Origin of the sequence: Pseudomonas sp. PS01270, assembly GCF_029959775.1 — a bacterium.
Classification (GTDB): Bacteria; Pseudomonadota; Gammaproteobacteria; order Pseudomonadales; family Pseudomonadaceae; genus Aquipseudomonas; species Aquipseudomonas atacamensis.
This window is the reverse complement of sequence record NZ_JASCPT010000001.1, coordinates 171,057-188,368: the sequence shown is the minus strand read 5'-3', so window position 1 is coordinate 188,368 and position 17,312 is coordinate 171,057. Positions and strand designations below refer to the sequence as shown.

10 protein-coding genes are annotated in these 17,312 nt (G+C 59.9%); 2 read left to right on the top strand and 8 right to left on the bottom strand.

Annotation, left to right across the window (positions count from 1 at the left end):
• Positions 1 to 19: 19 nt before the first annotated feature.
• A complete protein-coding gene (locus tag QMX86_RS00725; RefSeq protein WP_016771932.1) occupies positions 20 to 2,323 on the bottom strand; it encodes a YgiQ family radical SAM protein in 2,304 nt (767 codons plus the stop codon).
• Between the two features lie 225 nt (positions 2,324 to 2,548).
• Between QMX86_RS00725 and QMX86_RS00720 the strand changes: the two genes are divergently transcribed.
• A complete protein-coding gene (locus QMX86_RS00720) occupies positions 2,549 to 5,188 on the top strand; it encodes a hypothetical protein (RefSeq protein WP_282385338.1) in 2,640 nt (879 codons plus the stop codon).
• Positions 5,189 to 6,018: 830 nt separating this feature from the next.
• Positions 6,019 to 9,894: an NEL-type E3 ubiquitin ligase domain-containing protein gene (locus QMX86_RS00715; RefSeq protein WP_282385336.1), complete on the top strand. Its 3,876-nt coding sequence runs from the start codon at positions 6,019 to 6,021 to the stop codon at positions 9,892 to 9,894.
• Positions 9,895 to 9,932: 38 nt separating this feature from the next.
• Here QMX86_RS00715 and dnaB read toward each other — a convergent pair whose 3' ends face one another.
• The 7 genes from dnaB to rnr form a co-directional block, all read right to left on the bottom strand.
• Complete coding sequence (gene dnaB, locus QMX86_RS00710; RefSeq protein ID WP_016771936.1) at positions 9,933 to 11,330, bottom strand: replicative DNA helicase; 1,398 nt, start codon at positions 11,328 to 11,330, stop codon at positions 9,933 to 9,935.
• A gap of 119 nt (positions 11,331 to 11,449) precedes the next feature.
• Entirely contained in the window at positions 11,450 to 11,896 is a 447-nt protein-coding gene (rplI, locus tag QMX86_RS00705) for a 50S ribosomal protein L9 (RefSeq protein WP_003221136.1), read from the bottom strand.
• Positions 11,897 to 11,914: 18 nt separating this feature from the next.
• On the bottom strand, positions 11,915 to 12,808 hold the full coding sequence (locus QMX86_RS00700) for a hypothetical protein (RefSeq protein ID WP_016771937.1): 894 nt from the start codon (positions 12,806 to 12,808) through the stop codon (positions 11,915 to 11,917).
• Between the two features lie 36 nt (positions 12,809 to 12,844).
• Positions 12,845 to 13,075, bottom strand: coding sequence for a 30S ribosomal protein S18 (rpsR, locus tag QMX86_RS00695; protein WP_002551829.1), 231 nt, complete (start codon positions 13,073 to 13,075; stop codon positions 12,845 to 12,847).
• A 29-nt stretch (positions 13,076 to 13,104) separates the two neighbouring features.
• On the bottom strand, positions 13,105 to 13,527 hold the full coding sequence (gene rpsF, locus QMX86_RS00690; RefSeq protein ID WP_016771938.1) for a 30S ribosomal protein S6: 423 nt from the start codon (positions 13,525 to 13,527) through the stop codon (positions 13,105 to 13,107).
• Positions 13,528 to 13,832: 305 nt separating this feature from the next.
• Positions 13,833 to 14,597: a 23S rRNA (guanosine(2251)-2'-O)-methyltransferase RlmB gene (gene rlmB, locus QMX86_RS00685; protein ID WP_024011372.1), complete on the bottom strand. Its 765-nt coding sequence runs from the start codon at positions 14,595 to 14,597 to the stop codon at positions 13,833 to 13,835.
• A complete protein-coding gene (gene rnr, locus QMX86_RS00680) occupies positions 14,594 to 17,224 on the bottom strand; it encodes a ribonuclease R (RefSeq protein WP_282383754.1) in 2,631 nt (876 codons plus the stop codon). Before rnr ends, rlmB begins: the two co-directional genes overlap by 4 nt.
• Between the last annotated feature and the right edge of the window lie 88 nt (positions 17,225 to 17,312).

The following is a 17,312-nucleotide window of genomic DNA, read 5'->3' as shown; positions in this document are numbered from 1 at the left end:
TGTTCAGCTCAAGCAGTGTTTAGCGCGGCACGACCGGCTTGCGTGTCGGCTTCGGCCCTTTGCCTTTGGCCGCATCCTTGCGCTCCTTGGCCGCCTGCTGGTTGCGGGCGAACGCAGCAGCCTTGGCCTGTTCACGCTTGTCCCACGGATTACCGCCATCACTGGCACGCGGCGGCAGACCGGTGTGCTGGGTGAGAATTTTGGTGGTCTTCTCTTTGGCGACCTTGTGGCTGCCGGCCGGCGTCGAGTTCTTGCGGCGGGCGCTCTGGTAGCTGTCGGTGGCCGGCTGATGCGCCGGGATCAACTGATCCTTGCCCGGGCCGATCAGATCGGCGCGGCCCATGCGGATCAGCGCTTCACGCAGCATCGGCCAGCCTTTCGGGTCGTGATAACGCAAGAATGCCTTGTGCAGACGACGCTGATCTTCGCTCTTGACGATGGTCACGCCGTCGCTCTTGTACGTCACCTTGCGCAGCGGGTTCTTGCCCGAGTGGTACATCGCGGTGGCGGTGGCCATCGGCGACGGGTAAAACGCCTGCACCTGGTCGGCGCGGAAGCCATTGCCCTTGAGCCACAGAGCGAGGTTCATCATGTCTTCGTCGGTGGTGCCCGGGTGGGCGGCGATGAAGTACGGAATCAGGTACTGCTCCTTGCCGGCTTCCTTGGTGTACTTCTCGAACATGCGCTTGAACTTGTCATAGCTGCCGATGCCCGGTTTCATCATCTGGTTGAGCGGACCTTCCTCGGTGTGCTCCGGGGCGATCTTCAGATAACCGCCGACGTGGTGAGTCACCAGCTCCTTGACGTATTCCGGCGACTCGACGGCGAGGTCGTAACGCAAACCGGAGGCGATCAGGATCTTCTTCACACCCGGCAGGGCACGGGCGCTGCGATACAGCTGAATCAGCGACGAATGGTCGGTGTTCAGGTTCGGGCAGATACCGGGGAACACGCACGACGGCTTGCGGCAGGCGGATTCGATTTCCGGGCTCTTGCAGGCGATGCGGTACATGTTCGCAGTCGGACCGCCGAGGTCGGAAATGACACCGGTGAAGCCCGGCACCTTGTCGCGGATCTCTTCGATTTCGCGAATGATCGACTCTTCGGAACGGTTCTGGATGATGCGGCCTTCGTGCTCGGTGATCGAGCAGAAGGTGCAGCCACCAAAGCAGCCACGCATGATGTTCACCGAGAAACGGATCATGTCGTAGGCCGGGATCTTCTCCTTGCCGTACGCCGGGTGCGGCACACGGGCGTAAGGCATGCCGAACACGTAGTCCATTTCTTCAGTGGTCATCGGAATCGGCGGCGGGTTGAACCAGACATCGAGCTCGCCATGCTTCTGCACCAGCGCACGGGCGTTGCCCGGGTTGGTTTCCAGGTGCAACACGCGGTTGGCGTGGGCGTACAGCACCGGGTCGTTACGCACCTTTTCCATCGACGGCAGGCGGATCACGGTCTTGTCACGGGTCATGCGCGGGCTGGCGAGGATCTGCACAACCTTGGCTTCCTGCGGATCTTCCACCGGGCCTTTTTCCTGCTCGATGGCGCAGGCCTGGGTGTCCTGGGTATTCACGTACGGGTTGATGATCTTGTCGACCTTGCCCGGACGGTCGATGCGCGTGGAGTCGACTTCGTACCAGCCCTGCGGCGTGTCGCGACGGATGAACGCGGTGCCGCGCACATCGGTGATGTCTTCGATCTTGTGGCCCCACGACAGGCGCTGGGCAACTTCGACAATCGCGCGCTCGGCGTTGCCGTACAGCAGAATGTCGGCGCTGGCGTCGATCAGGATCGAGTTGCGCACGCGATCCTGCCAATAGTCGTAGTGGGCGATGCGGCGCAGCGAGGCTTCGATGCCGCCGAGCACGATCGGCACGTGCTTGTAGGCTTCCTTGCAGCGCTGGCTGTAAACCAGGCTGGCGCGATCCGGACGCTTGCCGGCCATGCCGCCGGGGGTATACGCGTCATCGGAACGGATTTTCTTGTCCGCGGTGTAGCGGTTGATCATCGAGTCCATGTTGCCCGCCGCGACGCCGAAGAACAGGTTCGGCTCGCCGAGCTTCATGAAGTCGTCTTTGGACTGCCAGTTCGGCTGCGCGATGATCCCGACGCGGAAGCCTTGCGACTCCAACAGCCGGCCGATGATCGCCATGCCGAACGACGGATGATCGACGTAGGCATCACCGGTAACAATGATGATGTCGCACGAATCCCAGCCGAGCTGATCCATCTCCTCCCTGCTCATCGGCAGGAATGGCGCTGGCCCGAAACATTCGGCCCAATATTTTGGATAGTCAAATAACGGCTTGGCTGCTTGCATGTCGACGACCGGTGTTGAAGTGAAAAATCGCGGGCGCGGAATATAGCACAAATTTTGACCAATTCCGACGACGGTGGTCGGTTTCTCTGTGCGCTGCTCTCGCGCCGCCAACCCGCCACACATTACGCGTTTTTGTTGAACGCACGACGCACGAAACGGCAAGGAAGCCGCCCGCCCGTCGCACTCCCAAGAGCAGCGGGGCATTAACGTAAAGGAAGACAGGCAATGGCACCCAAACCGCCAACCAGAGGCATCACGACCGTCTCGGTTCATCATCCGCGACCCGATTATTCGATCACCCGGCCTGGTTTCACGGCGCTTTTCGATGGCGGACCGGGGCACAGAATTCCTACACGCCCGACTCCCACAACGGTATCGACATCGATCGATCACGGACTCAACCGCATTACCTCCGTGCCTGCGCGGGCAACGGTCAGCACGACAGCGGCCGCCGAATCGGCTGCAGTTGTGCATGAGCGGCCCTTGGGAGATTACTGGATCACTTCGCTGGTCGTGTTGCCATCAGCCAATGCCGAAGGCATTTCGACGCTTAAGGGACGTCAGTATGTCCAAGTGCCTGAGGGTGGCACCGTGCAGGTCGGTCTGGACCCCGCCAGCGGTCTTTACCGGGCGAAATTGCCCAGCGAATTACACCCGTCTGGTCCGCTGTTGCAGTTCGATGTCGAGAGCCGTCTCTGGCAACCCGTCGATACCTGGGCGCCATCGACCTACCCGCTATCCCCGAGCCGGCTGGAAGCGTTTCGCACCGATCTGGATTTCAGCACGACCGAGCCGGGCGGCGATGGCCTGTTGCGCTTCAACGGCAAACTCTATGTGCAGATCGAGAATCAGGCCTATCAGGTCCTGCATGATCTTGATGCATCAGCGCCGCAGAGGGCGGTCATGCGCATCGTTCGCCCCGACGATCCCATCGCCAGCGATGCCACGAATGTCTACGTCGCATCCCGTCCAGGCAGGTCGGAACCGATCATTTTCGACGCTCGCTACGGCTGGCGAGGGACCAGTGTAACGGGGGCAGCCGGGATGCAGAGAGGGACAGGAGTGGCGCCCTCAGAGCTATGGCAGCGGGTGGAAGTCGGAATCAGACTTGACCACTTCAACAAGCGAATCGAGCAGGACACCGCTAAAAGTGAACACCTGAAGGAGGTGTGGCGCAGCATCAGGGAAGCGGGGGGCGAGCGCCCGGAAGCGGTCAAGCGCGAAACGATTGCGCTGCTTGATCGTGAATTACACAGCCACCAGGCGCTGAGGTCCCTTGCAAAAGCAATAAAATTCCATAAGCAGCAAAAACCCGCGGTACGGCACTTCATAAAGAAGGAAGACTACGACAAAAAAATGATTGCGATGCACAAGATTCAAATGAGCTTTTACGATCAATTGGTCGAATGCGGCTTGACCCGCCATGCGCTGGGAGGGCCACTGATCGACATCGACAGGCTCCCGCGAACAGTCAACGTCCTGGGGAAAATTCTCGGCCATATGCGAGAGCGCCAGCACATTGCCGACAATCTGGTGAACACATGGCGGGTCGCGCCGGACGAATTCAGTGCATACGCTCTGACACCAATGGACACTCACGACGTCGTGGCTTCGTGGGTATTGGCCAAAAGCCTGATGCTGGACGACCATCAATCAGGCGGAAACTACCCTCAGGCCTCCGAACTGGCGACCAGATTTGGTCAGGTAACTTTCGTGTATGGAGCGCTGGGTAAAATTCCGGAGACTTCGCACCCTGCGATATTGCGTGATCTGCTCCAGGAATGCACAGCCCTTCGCTACTGGTACGAGCGCCTTGATCTGGCACCCGATGAGCAGCACGCAACGTCACGCACGGCTATCACCGCGGAGCTGAAAATATTCGAAGAGACGCTGACTCATCGCCTGTTCCAATATCAACGCCAGCCTGATCTCCCGGCGCTGCCGATCAACGATCAGGCCATTGATTTCGAGTATGTTCCGGAGCAGGACAGATCCGGCTTCCAACCGCCACCCAAGCGCATTTTCAAGGCAAAGAAACACGGTATTTACAAGATCCATGTCGGCGAGTCCCGACGTACCGCGCACAACGAAGAAGTCATCGATGTACGCAGTCTGCACGACCCGCAACAGCCAGTGCAGACCTATGAACAAAGGGCTGGTGAGTGGCACCCCGTCCGCGCAACGCAGGACACAACCCTGCCCGACCTGACTCTCAGAGCCAATCAGCACCTTGAGCAAACCGACGCACATGTGCGCGAAGCCCGGCGCGAAGAGTCGCGCAAAAACCATCCGGACAACATTGTCGAGATGCTTGAGCGCAAGGCCGGGGCAATGGATGAGATCGCACTCCAGCTTCGGCGACAGGAGCCGACCGATGGCGAAACAGATGCGCTGATCCAACGCCTGGAGGACACCAGTGAACGCCTGCGCAGCGAGGGCGAAAACATTCGTGTCCGGATCTACAAGGACAAACATTTTCTGAGCCCCGACCGATTGTTGTATCTGATCGACAAGGGCGAAGTACGTGCGCAGAAAATCGAGACCCGGTTGAAACGCGGCAAGGGGCAGAATCGAGACTTCATCGACGTCTATCTACTGACGGATGCGCACACCTACGACCCCCTCTGGCACGCGCACTTTCATTACGCGAAACCGGATACGCCCGATCTCAACTTCAATGTTTCCGGCGGGCACCTGAAAACCCTTGAGCAAAGCCGCATGGGCGTGCGTTCGCAGCGCCGGGAAGAACTGGCGCAGCGGCCACACAAACCTATCTGGCGCGCCGCCCTCGATGGCCACGCAGCGCAGAAAATTTTCGACCTCGCCGCCACCTCTTTCCATCCCGAGACACATCATCAGGCATGACGCCGAACCGGCCGGCAGCGTCCGTTGCGGACGCGACCGCTCAATTACTACAAGGAACGTAAGACATGCGCAGCAAAACGCCGCACCCAGTTACTCCCCCCGGTAATTTTCATCTTCGGCCGGATACATCCGCCGATGCCATCCCGCAGCGTCCCCTCCTCACGCCGCGCCCCAGTCTTGACCCAACCGCGTTGAGCGGCCCGCCAATCCGCGCGGGCCGGCGCACGGAGAGCAACGATCCTGATGCGATCATCCCGGCGCCGAATGTCACAGTGCATGCGGCTGCATCAGCGCTGCAAACCATGGTCAACACAGGCCACCCCGTCGAGCATTACCGCCTCGCTGTCGCAACCGGCTTGCCTGACGCCGACACCGAAGGCCTGAGGACATTCAAGGGTCGTCACTACGTGGAAATGGCCGACGGCGGTTTCGTGCAGGTGAGCAAGGATTCGCCGAGCGGCCTCTGGCGCGCCGGGCTGGCGAGCGAATCGAAGCCCTCCGGACCGCTGATGCTGCACGATCCGGAGAGTGGCAGGTGGCATGCGCTGGAGTTCTCGCCGCCGAGCACCTTCGCTTTATCGGTGACACGCCTGCAAGCGTTTCGCACGCCGTTCGACTTCAGTCATAGCTCACGCGACAGCGATGGGCTGTACCGCCATGACGGCAAACTCTACGCAGTGATCGACAATCACAGCTATCAGGTCCTGCACGATCACGATGCTTCGACGCCTCTGGCCGAGGTGATGCGCATCGTCCGCCCTGAAGATCCTGTCGCCGCTGACGTCGATAACATCTACAGCGCTACGCGCCCGGGCAGATCAGAGCCTGTCGTGTTCGATGCCGATCAGGGCTGGCAGGGCATTGTGGTCGGCGGGGCCGGCGGGATGCAGCGCGGCGGTGCCGACCAACCTGCTTCACCGGGGCTGCGCGAGCGGCTCAATGCTGCGGTCAACCGACTGCGAACGCCCCAGTCGCGACTGCGAAAACTCTACCCATCTCTGGACAGCGAGCAAATCCGCACGCTGCTGCGCACCCAGGGTGACGATGTACCAAGCTTTTTGACGCGCCTCGAGAATGAATACAAGACCCTGAAGCTGGAGCTGGCGACCTGGTTGAAAACCAGTGAGCTGGCCGGCGGGGCGACCCATCCCTCGGTGGAGCGCGCCGCGCAAGAGATCAAGCGCTGCTGGAAACGTCAGACAGGTACAACGTTGCAACTGGATCTTGGCGACGCCGGCATTGTTCCGCTGTCCGCAGATTTCAGCCATGTACGCACGCTGCACCTGCAGGCGGTCGCCTGGTCGGAGGGGGGCGAAAACTTCCTCAAGGGGTTCACTGCCCTGGAGCGTCTGAAAATCAACGCCTCGGCGCTCGCCAGGCCGCCGGCGAACCTTGCGCAAATGCCAGCCCTCAAGGAGTTGGACCTGCGAGCGAACCACATTGAACTGAGCGACCAGACCGCCAGCGAGCTGGCTTCGCTCAGCCAACTGGAAACACTCGACCTGTCGGACAACCCGCTGGGCAAGGCCCCGGATTTCAGCGGCATGCTTGAGCTCAAGTCCGTGGGTCTGCGCAATGCACAACTGGATGACTGGCCAACCGGATTGCAGCATCAGTTGGCGATGGAGTCGCTCGATCTGCGCAATAACCGATTGCGTGAAATTCCGCAGACAGTCATCAGCCCGGCGAGTGATCAATTGCTCGCCATAGCCAACATCAACCGCATCACCCTGATCGAAGGCAACCCCTTTGCCAGCGGCTATTGGCGGCGGCTGGAAGTCTACTGGCAGCGGGTTACGGCCGAATATCCTGCCCTGATCACCAGCGCCCGCACAGGTGCATTCCGGATTGATGGCGACATCCCTGAAGTCGCCATGCTGCTGCAGATGTATCCGGACAAAACGCCACAAACCGCCCGGGAATACCTGATTGGCCTGGGGGACAGTGCAGAAGCCACGATCAGCCAGCGTTTCGCAGAGTTCAAGGCGCTCGATGCGCAACTGCTGGCCTACGTCGCCGACAGCCAGCCGGGAACATCCAGCGTGGCCGGCCGGGAAAAGGCTCGGGCAGAACACATTGCCCGGATCATCAAGGACTGCTGGCTCCAGCAATCGCCGTACCTTGCGCTGCCACCACTGAAAGGACCGCTACCACCACTGACTGCCGACTTCAGTCGGTTGACGTTGCTCACTCTTGATAGCGTCGTCTGGTCCGACACTGCCGACACGTTCCTGTCGCGGTTGCCGAATCTGGAGAATTTGACGATCAGCCATTGCGGTCTGGAAAAATTGCCCGCAGACATCAGCGCGATGAGCCGGCTCACCCACCTGAATCTGACCTCAAACCAGATAAAACTCGATGAGAACAGCGCTGGTGCATTGAGTGCATTGCATCAGTTGGTCAGCATCGACCTGTCGAACAACCCACTCCAGATGCTGCCCGATTTCAGTGCGATGTCCGGGCTGCAGACACTGGACCTGAAGAACACCGGCATCAGTGAGTGGCCCACCGGCCTGGCTGACAAGATCACCTTGACCGGCCTCGATCTCAGCAACAATAAATTGCGCGAAGTCCCCGACGCACACATCAACCCGCCAGCCGATCAATTGGCTGTGGTCGCGCGGATCAACAACCACACGCTGCTTGAAGGCAATGACTTCCCTTCGCCTTACTGGAGGAAGTTCGATCGCTACTGGCGAAAACTCAACGAACTGCATCCGCAGTTGATGACTCCGGCCCACCCCGCTGTATTCGACAGTGAGAACTCGCGCGCGCAGCGCTACCGAAAACTGTTTCCGAGCAAAAGCATCAAGGAATGCCGGGAGTTTATCTGGAACCATGACAAGGCCACTGTCGCGACCAGGCTGTTGGAGCTCGAGCAGGATTTTGCCGTGTTGAAAAACCAGCTGGATAACTGGGTTTTTTCGGGAGGCAGCAATCCTCTGCGCTATATCCGCGTCAATCAGTTGCAGATCAACACCCAAACCCGCAATGAGCGCATCGAGGCACGGGATCGGATCATCAGTTGCTGGCGACGTGAAACGCCGCAGAAACACGCCTTCGACGGCACGCCGATAGGTCTGGAACTGGATTTGAGCGGCCTCACGTTGCCGACCCTGCCGGATCTGAACACCGATTTCAGCCATGTCGGCTCGCTCAAACTCAACAACATGAATCTCACCGAATCCCCGGAAGGCTTTCTGACCCGCTTCCGCCATCTGCGCTGGCTGAACATGGCCAACAATCGTCTCAGGGATCTCCCGCCGGCCATCGGCGAAATGCACGGGATGACCCGTCTGTTCCTTCAGGGGAATCAACTCGAACTGACCGCCGAGACAGCGCAGATACTGGCCGGAAGAACGACCTTGAGGGCCTTGTGGATACACGACAACCCGCACTTGAACGTGAGCCCGGATTTCAGCGCGATCACTGATATCCGCGAAGTCGACATGTCAAACACCGGCATCGGAAGCTGGCCAGCCGGACTGTTCGATCAGCCCCTGTTGGGCAGGATACTTCTGAACAACAACCGGATCACGAACCTGCCCAGCTTTGTCGTCGCACCGGCAGCGGATCGCCTGAGGCATTCGATTCAGGTCAACAGCGGCACTCAGATAAGCGATAACCCCCTGAACGAATACACCCGAGAACGCTTGGCCGGCTACAGTGAGCGGCTGCGCCACTCCGCAACATCGCTTTACAATCCTCTGAACCTGCTGACCACTTCTGCCCCGGCAGCCCGCCCGCAGCCGGCGCTAATGAACGCTGCGTCGGCCTATCCGCAGTTGACCATCGGTATGACGGCAACCGAGGCGACGAAACGCACCGCGCAGCTGGACAGACTGAAAGCACAGGACGGCTCGGATGGATTTTTCAATATCATTTCCCGACTCGGCCACCACGCCGATTTCCGTCGGCAGGTCTGGGACGTGGTCGATGCCATCAGCGAGAACAACGTGCAATCACGCGCTCTGCGCAGAGATGTTTTCGATCGCGCCTGTGAAGCCGGCTGCACTGACCTTGCCGCCGCCACGTTTACTGACCTGCAAGTGCTGACCATGACGCATACGGCCAGAGTGCAGGCAAGGCAAGACGGGGATGGCACTCGCCTGGTGGACCTGTCCAGAAGTCTGTTCAGGCTAAGGCAGGTCGATGAACTGGCCGCAGCAGATATCGCTGCGAGCAGGACAATCGCCAACGATCCACAGGCTCCAGCGCGTGAGCGCAATACCCAGCGCCTGCGCCTGAGCGACCCGCATGAAATGACCATGGCCTACCGCTTTGGCCTCAAGGATCGGCTGCAGTTGCCGTTTCAGCCGCAGACGCTGTCCTTTATCGGCATGGCCGGCGTCACACCGCCCATGCTGGAAGTCGCCTACCGTAAAGTCATCGCCTTGAACGGCTCTCCCGAAGAGTTTCAGGCTCTGGTGTCGATGGAATTCTGGCAGGACTTCATCACGCACAAATATCCGTCCCGGTTCGACGCTGCACGTCAGCCTTATCAACAAAGACAGGCGGCACTGGACGAGCAATTCGCGAAAAAAGTACTGACCCAGGCCGAATACGACGCGCAAACCAATGACGTCACTGCACAGTTGGCCATTAGCGAAGCGACGCTGATCCAGTCACTGACGCGCGAGGAAATTCGCCCCGGTGAGGCAGTTGAAAAACCTGCCAGCAGCGAGACGGCAGTTTCGGCCGATTGAAGCAGGCCACGACAGCAGCCGGATGATCCGGCCTACTGTCATTCGTCGTCGTCGAAGTTGTAACTGCCCGGTGCGAGGTTTTCGAAGCGCGTGTATTTACCGATGAACGCCAGCCGAATGAAACCGATCGGGCCGTTACGCTGCTTGCCGATGATGATTTCGGCGATGCCCTTGTGCTCGGTTTCCGGGTGATACACCTCGTCTCGGTAAACGAACATGATTACGTCGGCGTCCTGCTCGATCGCTCCGGATTCCCGCAAGTCGGAGTTCACCGGGCGTTTGTTCGGGCGCTGTTCGAGGGAACGGTTGAGCTGCGACAGCGCCACTACCGGACAGTTGAATTCCTTGGCCAGGGCTTTCAGGGATCGCGAGATCTCGGAAATCTCGTTGGTGCGGTTGTCACCGCTGGACCCGGGAATCTGCATCAGTTGCAGGTAGTCGATCATGATCAGGCCGACATCGCCGTGCTCACGCACCAGACGACGAGTGCGCGCGCGCATTTCCGAAGGACTGATGCCGGCGGTGTCATCGATGAACAGTTTGCGGTCGTTGAGCAGGTTGACCGCCGACGTCAGGCGCGGCCAGTCGTCGTCTTCGAGTTGGCCGGAACGCACTTTGGTCTGGTCGATTCGGCCGAGCGAAGACAGCATACGCATGATCAGCGATTCGCCTGGCATCTCGAGCGAGTAAACCAGGACAGCCTTCTCGCTGCGCAACACGGCGTTTTCCACCAGGTTCATCGCGAAGGTGGTTTTACCCATCGACGGACGGCCGGCGACGATGATCAGGTCGGACGGCTGCAAGCCGCTGGTCTTCTCATCGAGGTCGGTGTAACCCGTAGACAGACCGGTGATCGCGTCGGCGGTGTTGAACAACGTGTCGATGCGGTCGATGGCCTTGGTCAGCAGCTCATTGACGCCGACCGGGCCGCCGGTCTTGGGCCGCGCTTCGGCGATCTGGAAGATCTGCCGTTCGGCTTCGTCGAGGATCTCTTCGGCGGTGCGGCCTTCGGGGTTGAAGGCGCTGTCGGCAATCTCGGTGCTGATGCCGATCAGTTGGCGCAACGTCGCACGCTGACGGACGATCTGCGCATAGGCCTTGATGTTGGCGACGGACGGGGTGTTTTTTGCCAGTTCGCCAAGATAGCCGAGGCCGCCGACTTGCGACGTCTGGCCTTCCTTGTCGAGTTGTTCGGCAAGGGTCACGACGTCGATCGGCGAGTTCTGATCGGCCAGTTTGGCGATCGCGCGGAAAATCAGACGGTGGTCATGTCGATAGAAATCGCCATCGGAGACTTGATCGAGCACGCGTTCCCAGGCGTTGTTGTCCAGCATCAGACCACCGAGTACAGCCTGTTCAGCCTCGATGGAATGCGGCGGCACCTTCAGGGCAGCGGTTTGCAGATCGTATTGCTCGGGAGCGGAGATATCGTTCATGGCCACTTGAGTATTAGTGAAAAGCAGGGAATTCAGAAAGACAAAGGGCACGACCTGTAAACAGGATCGTGCCCGATGTTAACCGCCTGACGGACAAGCCGCCAGCCGATCCGTGTTGCTTAAGCTGCTACCACGACAACGCGTACGGTGGCTTCAACTTCGGCGTGCAGGTGCACGGCCACGTCGAATTCACCCACGTTGCGGATGGTGCCGTTCGGCAGACGAACTTCGCTCTTCTGCACTTCAACGCCGGAGGCGGTCAGTGCGTCAGCGATGTCGTGAGTACCGATCGAACCGAACAGCTTGCCTTCGTCGCCAGCGGTGGCAGTGATGGTCACTTCCAGCTCGGCCAGTTGGGCAGCACGGCTTTCAGCCGATGCCTTACGGTCTGCGGCGGCTTTTTCCAGCTCGGCGCGACGCTCTTCGAACGCAGCCAGGTTGGCAGCGGTCGCAGCGGTAGCCTTGCCGAAAGGCAGCAGGTAGTTACGGCCGTAACCGGCCTTAACGTTTACTTTGTCGCCCAGGTTGCCCAGGTTGGCGATTTTTTCCAGAAGGATCAGTTGCATGTGAAAATCCTCTAACTTTTAACCTTCACCGTTCGCGCTGTCGGTGTCTTTCGACACGTGACGACCGCGAAAATCAATCAGGCTGTCGACAATGGCCAGAACCACGAGCAACGGATAGATCAGCTGCATGAACAACAGCAGCGTGACGTACAACCCCACCAGCCAGAAACCGGCCAGTCGCTTCTGCCCGACCAGCCCGTGAATCAGGGCCAGCCCGGCGAACACCAGCGGTACACTGCACAACGGCGTCAACATGGCCATCTGTGCACCGAGATTCGGGCCCAGAAGCATCAACGCCAGCAGTAACATCGCCGGCCCCAGCGGGATGCGGATGGCGCGAAACTCGCGACCGAAACCACCCGGGTTGTACAACAACGCCTGCCAATGCCGCCCGACAATCAGGCTCAGCACGCTGACGATCTGCAACAAGGCCGCAATCAGTCCGGTCAGAACCGGTGCAATCAGGGACGCGAAACGCGCTTGCTCATCGACCGACAATTGCTTGTAGGTCTCACCAAGAAGTGCCGGCATGACCTTTATAAGGGCCTGTGCAAGCATCTCGATCTGGGCCGCAAACGCGACCCCGAGCACCACTGAAAACACCACTCCGATCACTACGCTGACCAGCAGCGTGCGGACCCAGGATTCGCTTGCGCGCAAAACCAACGCAAGCCCCGAAGACCCCAGCAGCACCAGAAGTGCCCGTGGGTCGTCGGCATACAGCCACCAGATCAAGGCCGGCAGCAGTCCCAGCGACAGAACGCCAAGGGCGTCCGTCAATCCGCGCCGCAGCAGCACAAGGCTCCCGGCGGCAGCACCCAACCAATACAACAACGGCAATGTTGCACATCCGGCCACCACGAGAGTGGCCTGCATTCGGCCTCGCATGATGAACTCAGCTAAGGCGCGCATGCATTCAATCCTTTGCTACTTGTCGACTGCCCGGTCTCAGCGGCCGTGGCTGTCGGTGTAGGCCAGCAGGGCCAGGAAGCGGGCGCGCTTGATAGCGGTGGCCAGCTGACGCTGATAACGAGCTTTGGTACCGGTGATGCGGCTTGGAACGATTTTGCCGGTCTCGGATACGTAAGCTTTCAGAGTGTTGAGATCTTTGTAGTCGATCTCTTTCACGTCTTCAGCGGTGAAGCGGCAGAATTTACGACGACGGAAGAAACGTGCCATTTGATAGGCTCCTTAATAAGGTCCGTGGATTACTCGTCAGCGTTATCGCTGTTGTCGCTGTCATCACTGTCGGTGCCTTCGGCGCCTTCGTGCTCAGGACGGTCGCGACGCTCACGGCGCTCACTGCGGTTTTCTTCAGCCTTGAGCATCTCGGACTGGCCGGTAACGGCTTCGTCGCGACGGATGACCAGGTTACGGATCACTGCATCGTTGTAGCGGAAGTTGTCTTCCAGCTCGGCCAGGGCCTTGCCAGTGCACTCAACGTTCAGCATCACGTAGTGAGCCTTGTGAACATTGTTGATTGCGTAGGCCAGTTGACGACGGCCCCAGTCTTCCAGACGGTGGATTTTGCCGCCGTCTTCTTCGATCAGCTTGGTGTAACGCTCAACCATGCCGCCGACTTGCTCGCTCTGATCCGGGTGGACCAGAAAGATGATTTCGTAATGACGCATGAATGCTCCTTACGGGTTGTAGCCTGCCGCTCAAAAACGGTCAGACAAGGAGTGAATGACACTTATGGACTTGCTGGCGCGGGGCACATGCGTGCCTGCCGTCACAGCAAGGGGCGCAATTGTAGAGAAGGGACTGCGGGGGCGCAAGGCAATTGGTGATTATTTGAACAACCACCGATCTTCCAGACACCGTAACCGAATGTGGGAGCGAGCCTGCTCGCGAATGCGGCCTGTCAGGCAACAATGACGTCGACTGACACTCCTCTTCGCGAGCAGGCTCGCTCCCACAGTTGATTGCGTGAAGCTTATTTCTTCGCGGCAGCCTTGGCCTTCGCACCGCGCTGGCGCTGGGCTTCGAAAAGGCACACGCCGGTGGCGACCGACACGTTGAGGCTGCTGACGCTGCCGGCCATCGGCAGGTTCACCAGATAGTCGCAGTGCTCGCGGGTCAGGCGACGCATGCCTTTGCCTTCGGCGCCCATGATCAGGATGGTCGGGCCGGTCAGGTCCTGGTCATAAATGCTGACCTCGGCTTCACCAGCGGTGCCGACTACCCACAAACCGCGCTGCTGGAGTTTTTCCAACGTGCGCGCCAGGTTGGTCACGGCCACAAGCGGAATCACTTCCGCGGCGCCGCAGGCGACTTTACGCACCACCGGGGTCAGCGTGGCCGACTTGTCTTTCGGCACGATCACCGCCAGCGCACCGGCCGCATCGGCCGAACGCAGGCAGGCGCCGAGGTTGTGCGGATCGGTCACGCCGTCGAGCACCAGCAACAGCGGCGCGCCTTCGGTGCGATCGAGCAACTCGTCGAGCATCGCCTCGCCCCACACCTGACTTGGGCTGACTTCAGCGACAACGCCCTGGTGCACGCCTTCAACCCAGGCGTCCATTTCGCGACGCTCGGCCTGGCCGACCTGAACACGGTTTTCATTGGCCAGCTCGACCAGCGTCTGCACGCGCGGATCGTTACGGCTTTCCGCCAGCCAGATCTGCTTGACGCGTTTGGGGTGGTGACGCAGCAACGCTTCTACCGCATGAACGCCGTAGATTTTTTCCAACTGACTCATGACTTCGCCTTCGGTTTACGCGCCCCGCCACTTTTGGCTGGAGCGGAACCCGCTTTTGGCGGGCCCTTACGGTGTTTGCTCGGCTTGGCTGGCTTGCCGTCGGTCGCCCTGTCAGGCGCCGACCGTCCGGTCTTTCCCCCGGACGCCGCTTTACCACCGTTTTTCGCATCGGCCAGCAAGGCCTTCTTCAATTCACGGCTTTTGCGCAGCTCGGCGTTTTTCGCCACGGCGTCGCTCGGGCGATAGGCTTCGGCGACCTTTTCCTTGGCCGGACGACGGCTGGCGGTTTTCGCTGAAGCCTTTTCTTCCGCAGCCCTGGCAGCAGGCGCAGCAGTTTCGGTGCCACGTTTCTTGCGACCAATCGGCGCGCTGATGGTTTTCTCGGCCATCTCGAAGTCGATCTTGCGCTCGTCTAGGTCGACGCGCATGACGCGTACTTCAACGGTGTCGCCAAGACGGAAACTGCGACCGGTGCGCTCGCCCGCCAAGCGGTGATGCACAGGATCGAAGTGGTAGTAATCGCCTGGCAGCGCGGTGACATGCACCAGGCCTTCGACGTAGATATCGGTCAGCTCGACGAACAGACCAAAACCGGTCACTGCGGTGATCACGCCCGGGAACGACTCGCCCACGCGATCCTTCATGAACTCGCACTTGAGCCAGTTCACCACGTCGCGGGTCGCCTCGTCGGCACGGCGCTCACTCATCGAGCACTGCTCGCCGAGCTGCTCCAGCGCCGCTTCGTCGTACGGATAGATGCGCGCTTTCGGAATGGTCATCGCACCGGCACGACGGACGTGCGGGGTGTCCTGTTTCGAATGGATCACACTGCGGATCGCACGGTGCGTCAGTAGGTCCGGGTAGCGACGGATCGGCGAGGTGAAGTGGGTATAGGCTTCGTAATTCAGGCCGAAGTGGCCATCGTTTTCAGCGCTGTACACCGCTTGACTCAACGAACGCAGCATGACGGTCTGGATCAGGTGGAAATCCGGACGATCCTTGATGCTCGCCAGCAGGGCCTGATAATCCTTCGGCGACGGACCGTCCTTGCCTTTGTGCAGGGACAGGCCGAGCTCACCGAGGAACGCGCGCAGTTTTTCCAGACGCTCTGGCGGCGGACCGGCGTGAACACGATACAGCGCAGGAATTTCGTGCTTCTTGAGGAATTCGGCAGTGGCCACGTTGGCGGCCAGCATGCACTCCTCGATCAGCTTGTGCGCATCATTACGCACGGTCGGACGGATTTCGGCAATCTTGCGCTCGGAGCCGAAGATGATCCGGGTTTCCTGGGTTTCAAAATCGATCGCGCCACGTACGTGACGGGCAGCCAGCAACACCTTGTACAAGGCGTAGAGCTGTTTGAGGTGCGGCACGACGTCGGTGTACTCACCGCGCAGTTTGCGCGCTTCGGTCGCCTTCGGCGTTTCCAGCATCGCGCTGACCTTGTTATAGGTCAGACGAGCGTGGGAATGGATCACCGCCTCATAGAAGCAGTAGTCGGTCATTTCGCCGGACTTGGAGATGGTCATCTCGCAAACCATGGCCAGACGATCGACTTGCGGGTTCAGCGAGCACAGGCCGTTGGACAGTTGCTCGGGCAGCATCGGAATCACGCGCTCGGGGAAGTACACCGAGTTGCCGCGAACCTGAGCTTCGTTGTCCAGCGCCGAGCCGATCTTCACGTAGCTGGAAACGTCGGCAATCGCCACGTACAACTTCCAGCCACCGGAGAACAGGCGCAGTTTGCCCGGTTTGGCTTCGCAGTAGACCGCGTCATCGAAGTCGCGGGCGTCTTCGCCGTCGATGGTGACGAACGGCAGATGGCGCAAGTCGATGCGCTTCTCTTTGTCTTTTTCTTCAACTTCCGGCTTGAGCTTGGCAGCTTCTTTCACAACCGCTTCAGGCCAGACGTGCGGAATGTCGTAAGTGCGCAGGGCAACATCGATTTCCATGCCCGGCGCCATGTAGTTGCCGACCACTTCGACCACATCGCCTTGCGGCTGGAAGCGCGGCGTTGGCCAGTGGGTGATTTTCACTTCGACGAACTGACCGATCTGCGCATTGGCGTTGCGGCCCGGCGTCACCAGCACTTCCTGCTGGATCTTCGGGTTGTCGGCAACGACGAAACCGATGCCGCCTTCTTCGAAGTAGCGACCGACGATGGTTTCGTGAGCGCGGGACACCACCTCGACGATCACGCCTTCACGGCGACCACGACGGTCGAGCCCGGAAACCCGGGCCAGCGCACGGTCACCATCGAACACCAGACGCATTTGCGCCGGGCTCATGAACAGGTCGTCGCTGCCGTCGTCCGGCACGAGGAAACCGAAACCGTCACGGTGACCGCTGATGCGGCCGAGGATCAGGTCGAGCTTGTCGACCGGCGCGTAAGTGCCACGGCGGGTGTAGATCAGTTGAGCGTCGCGCTCCATAGCGCGCAAGCGGCGGCGCAGGGCCTCGATCTGGTCTTCTGTGGTCAGACCAAACTCTTCGACCAGTTGCTCGCGGGCAGCAGGCGAACCCCGATCGGCGAGGTGCGCCAGGATCAGTTCGCGGCTGGGAATAGGGTTTTCGTATTTTTCCGCTTCACGAGCGGCCTCGGGATCGAGGGACTGCCAATCGGCCATTAGAGAGTTTTCACCTTGTCTATATACGGGTTAGTTTGGCATAGGCGCCGGGAAACGGGAAATTTCCGCTTCTATAAGGCTGTGCAAG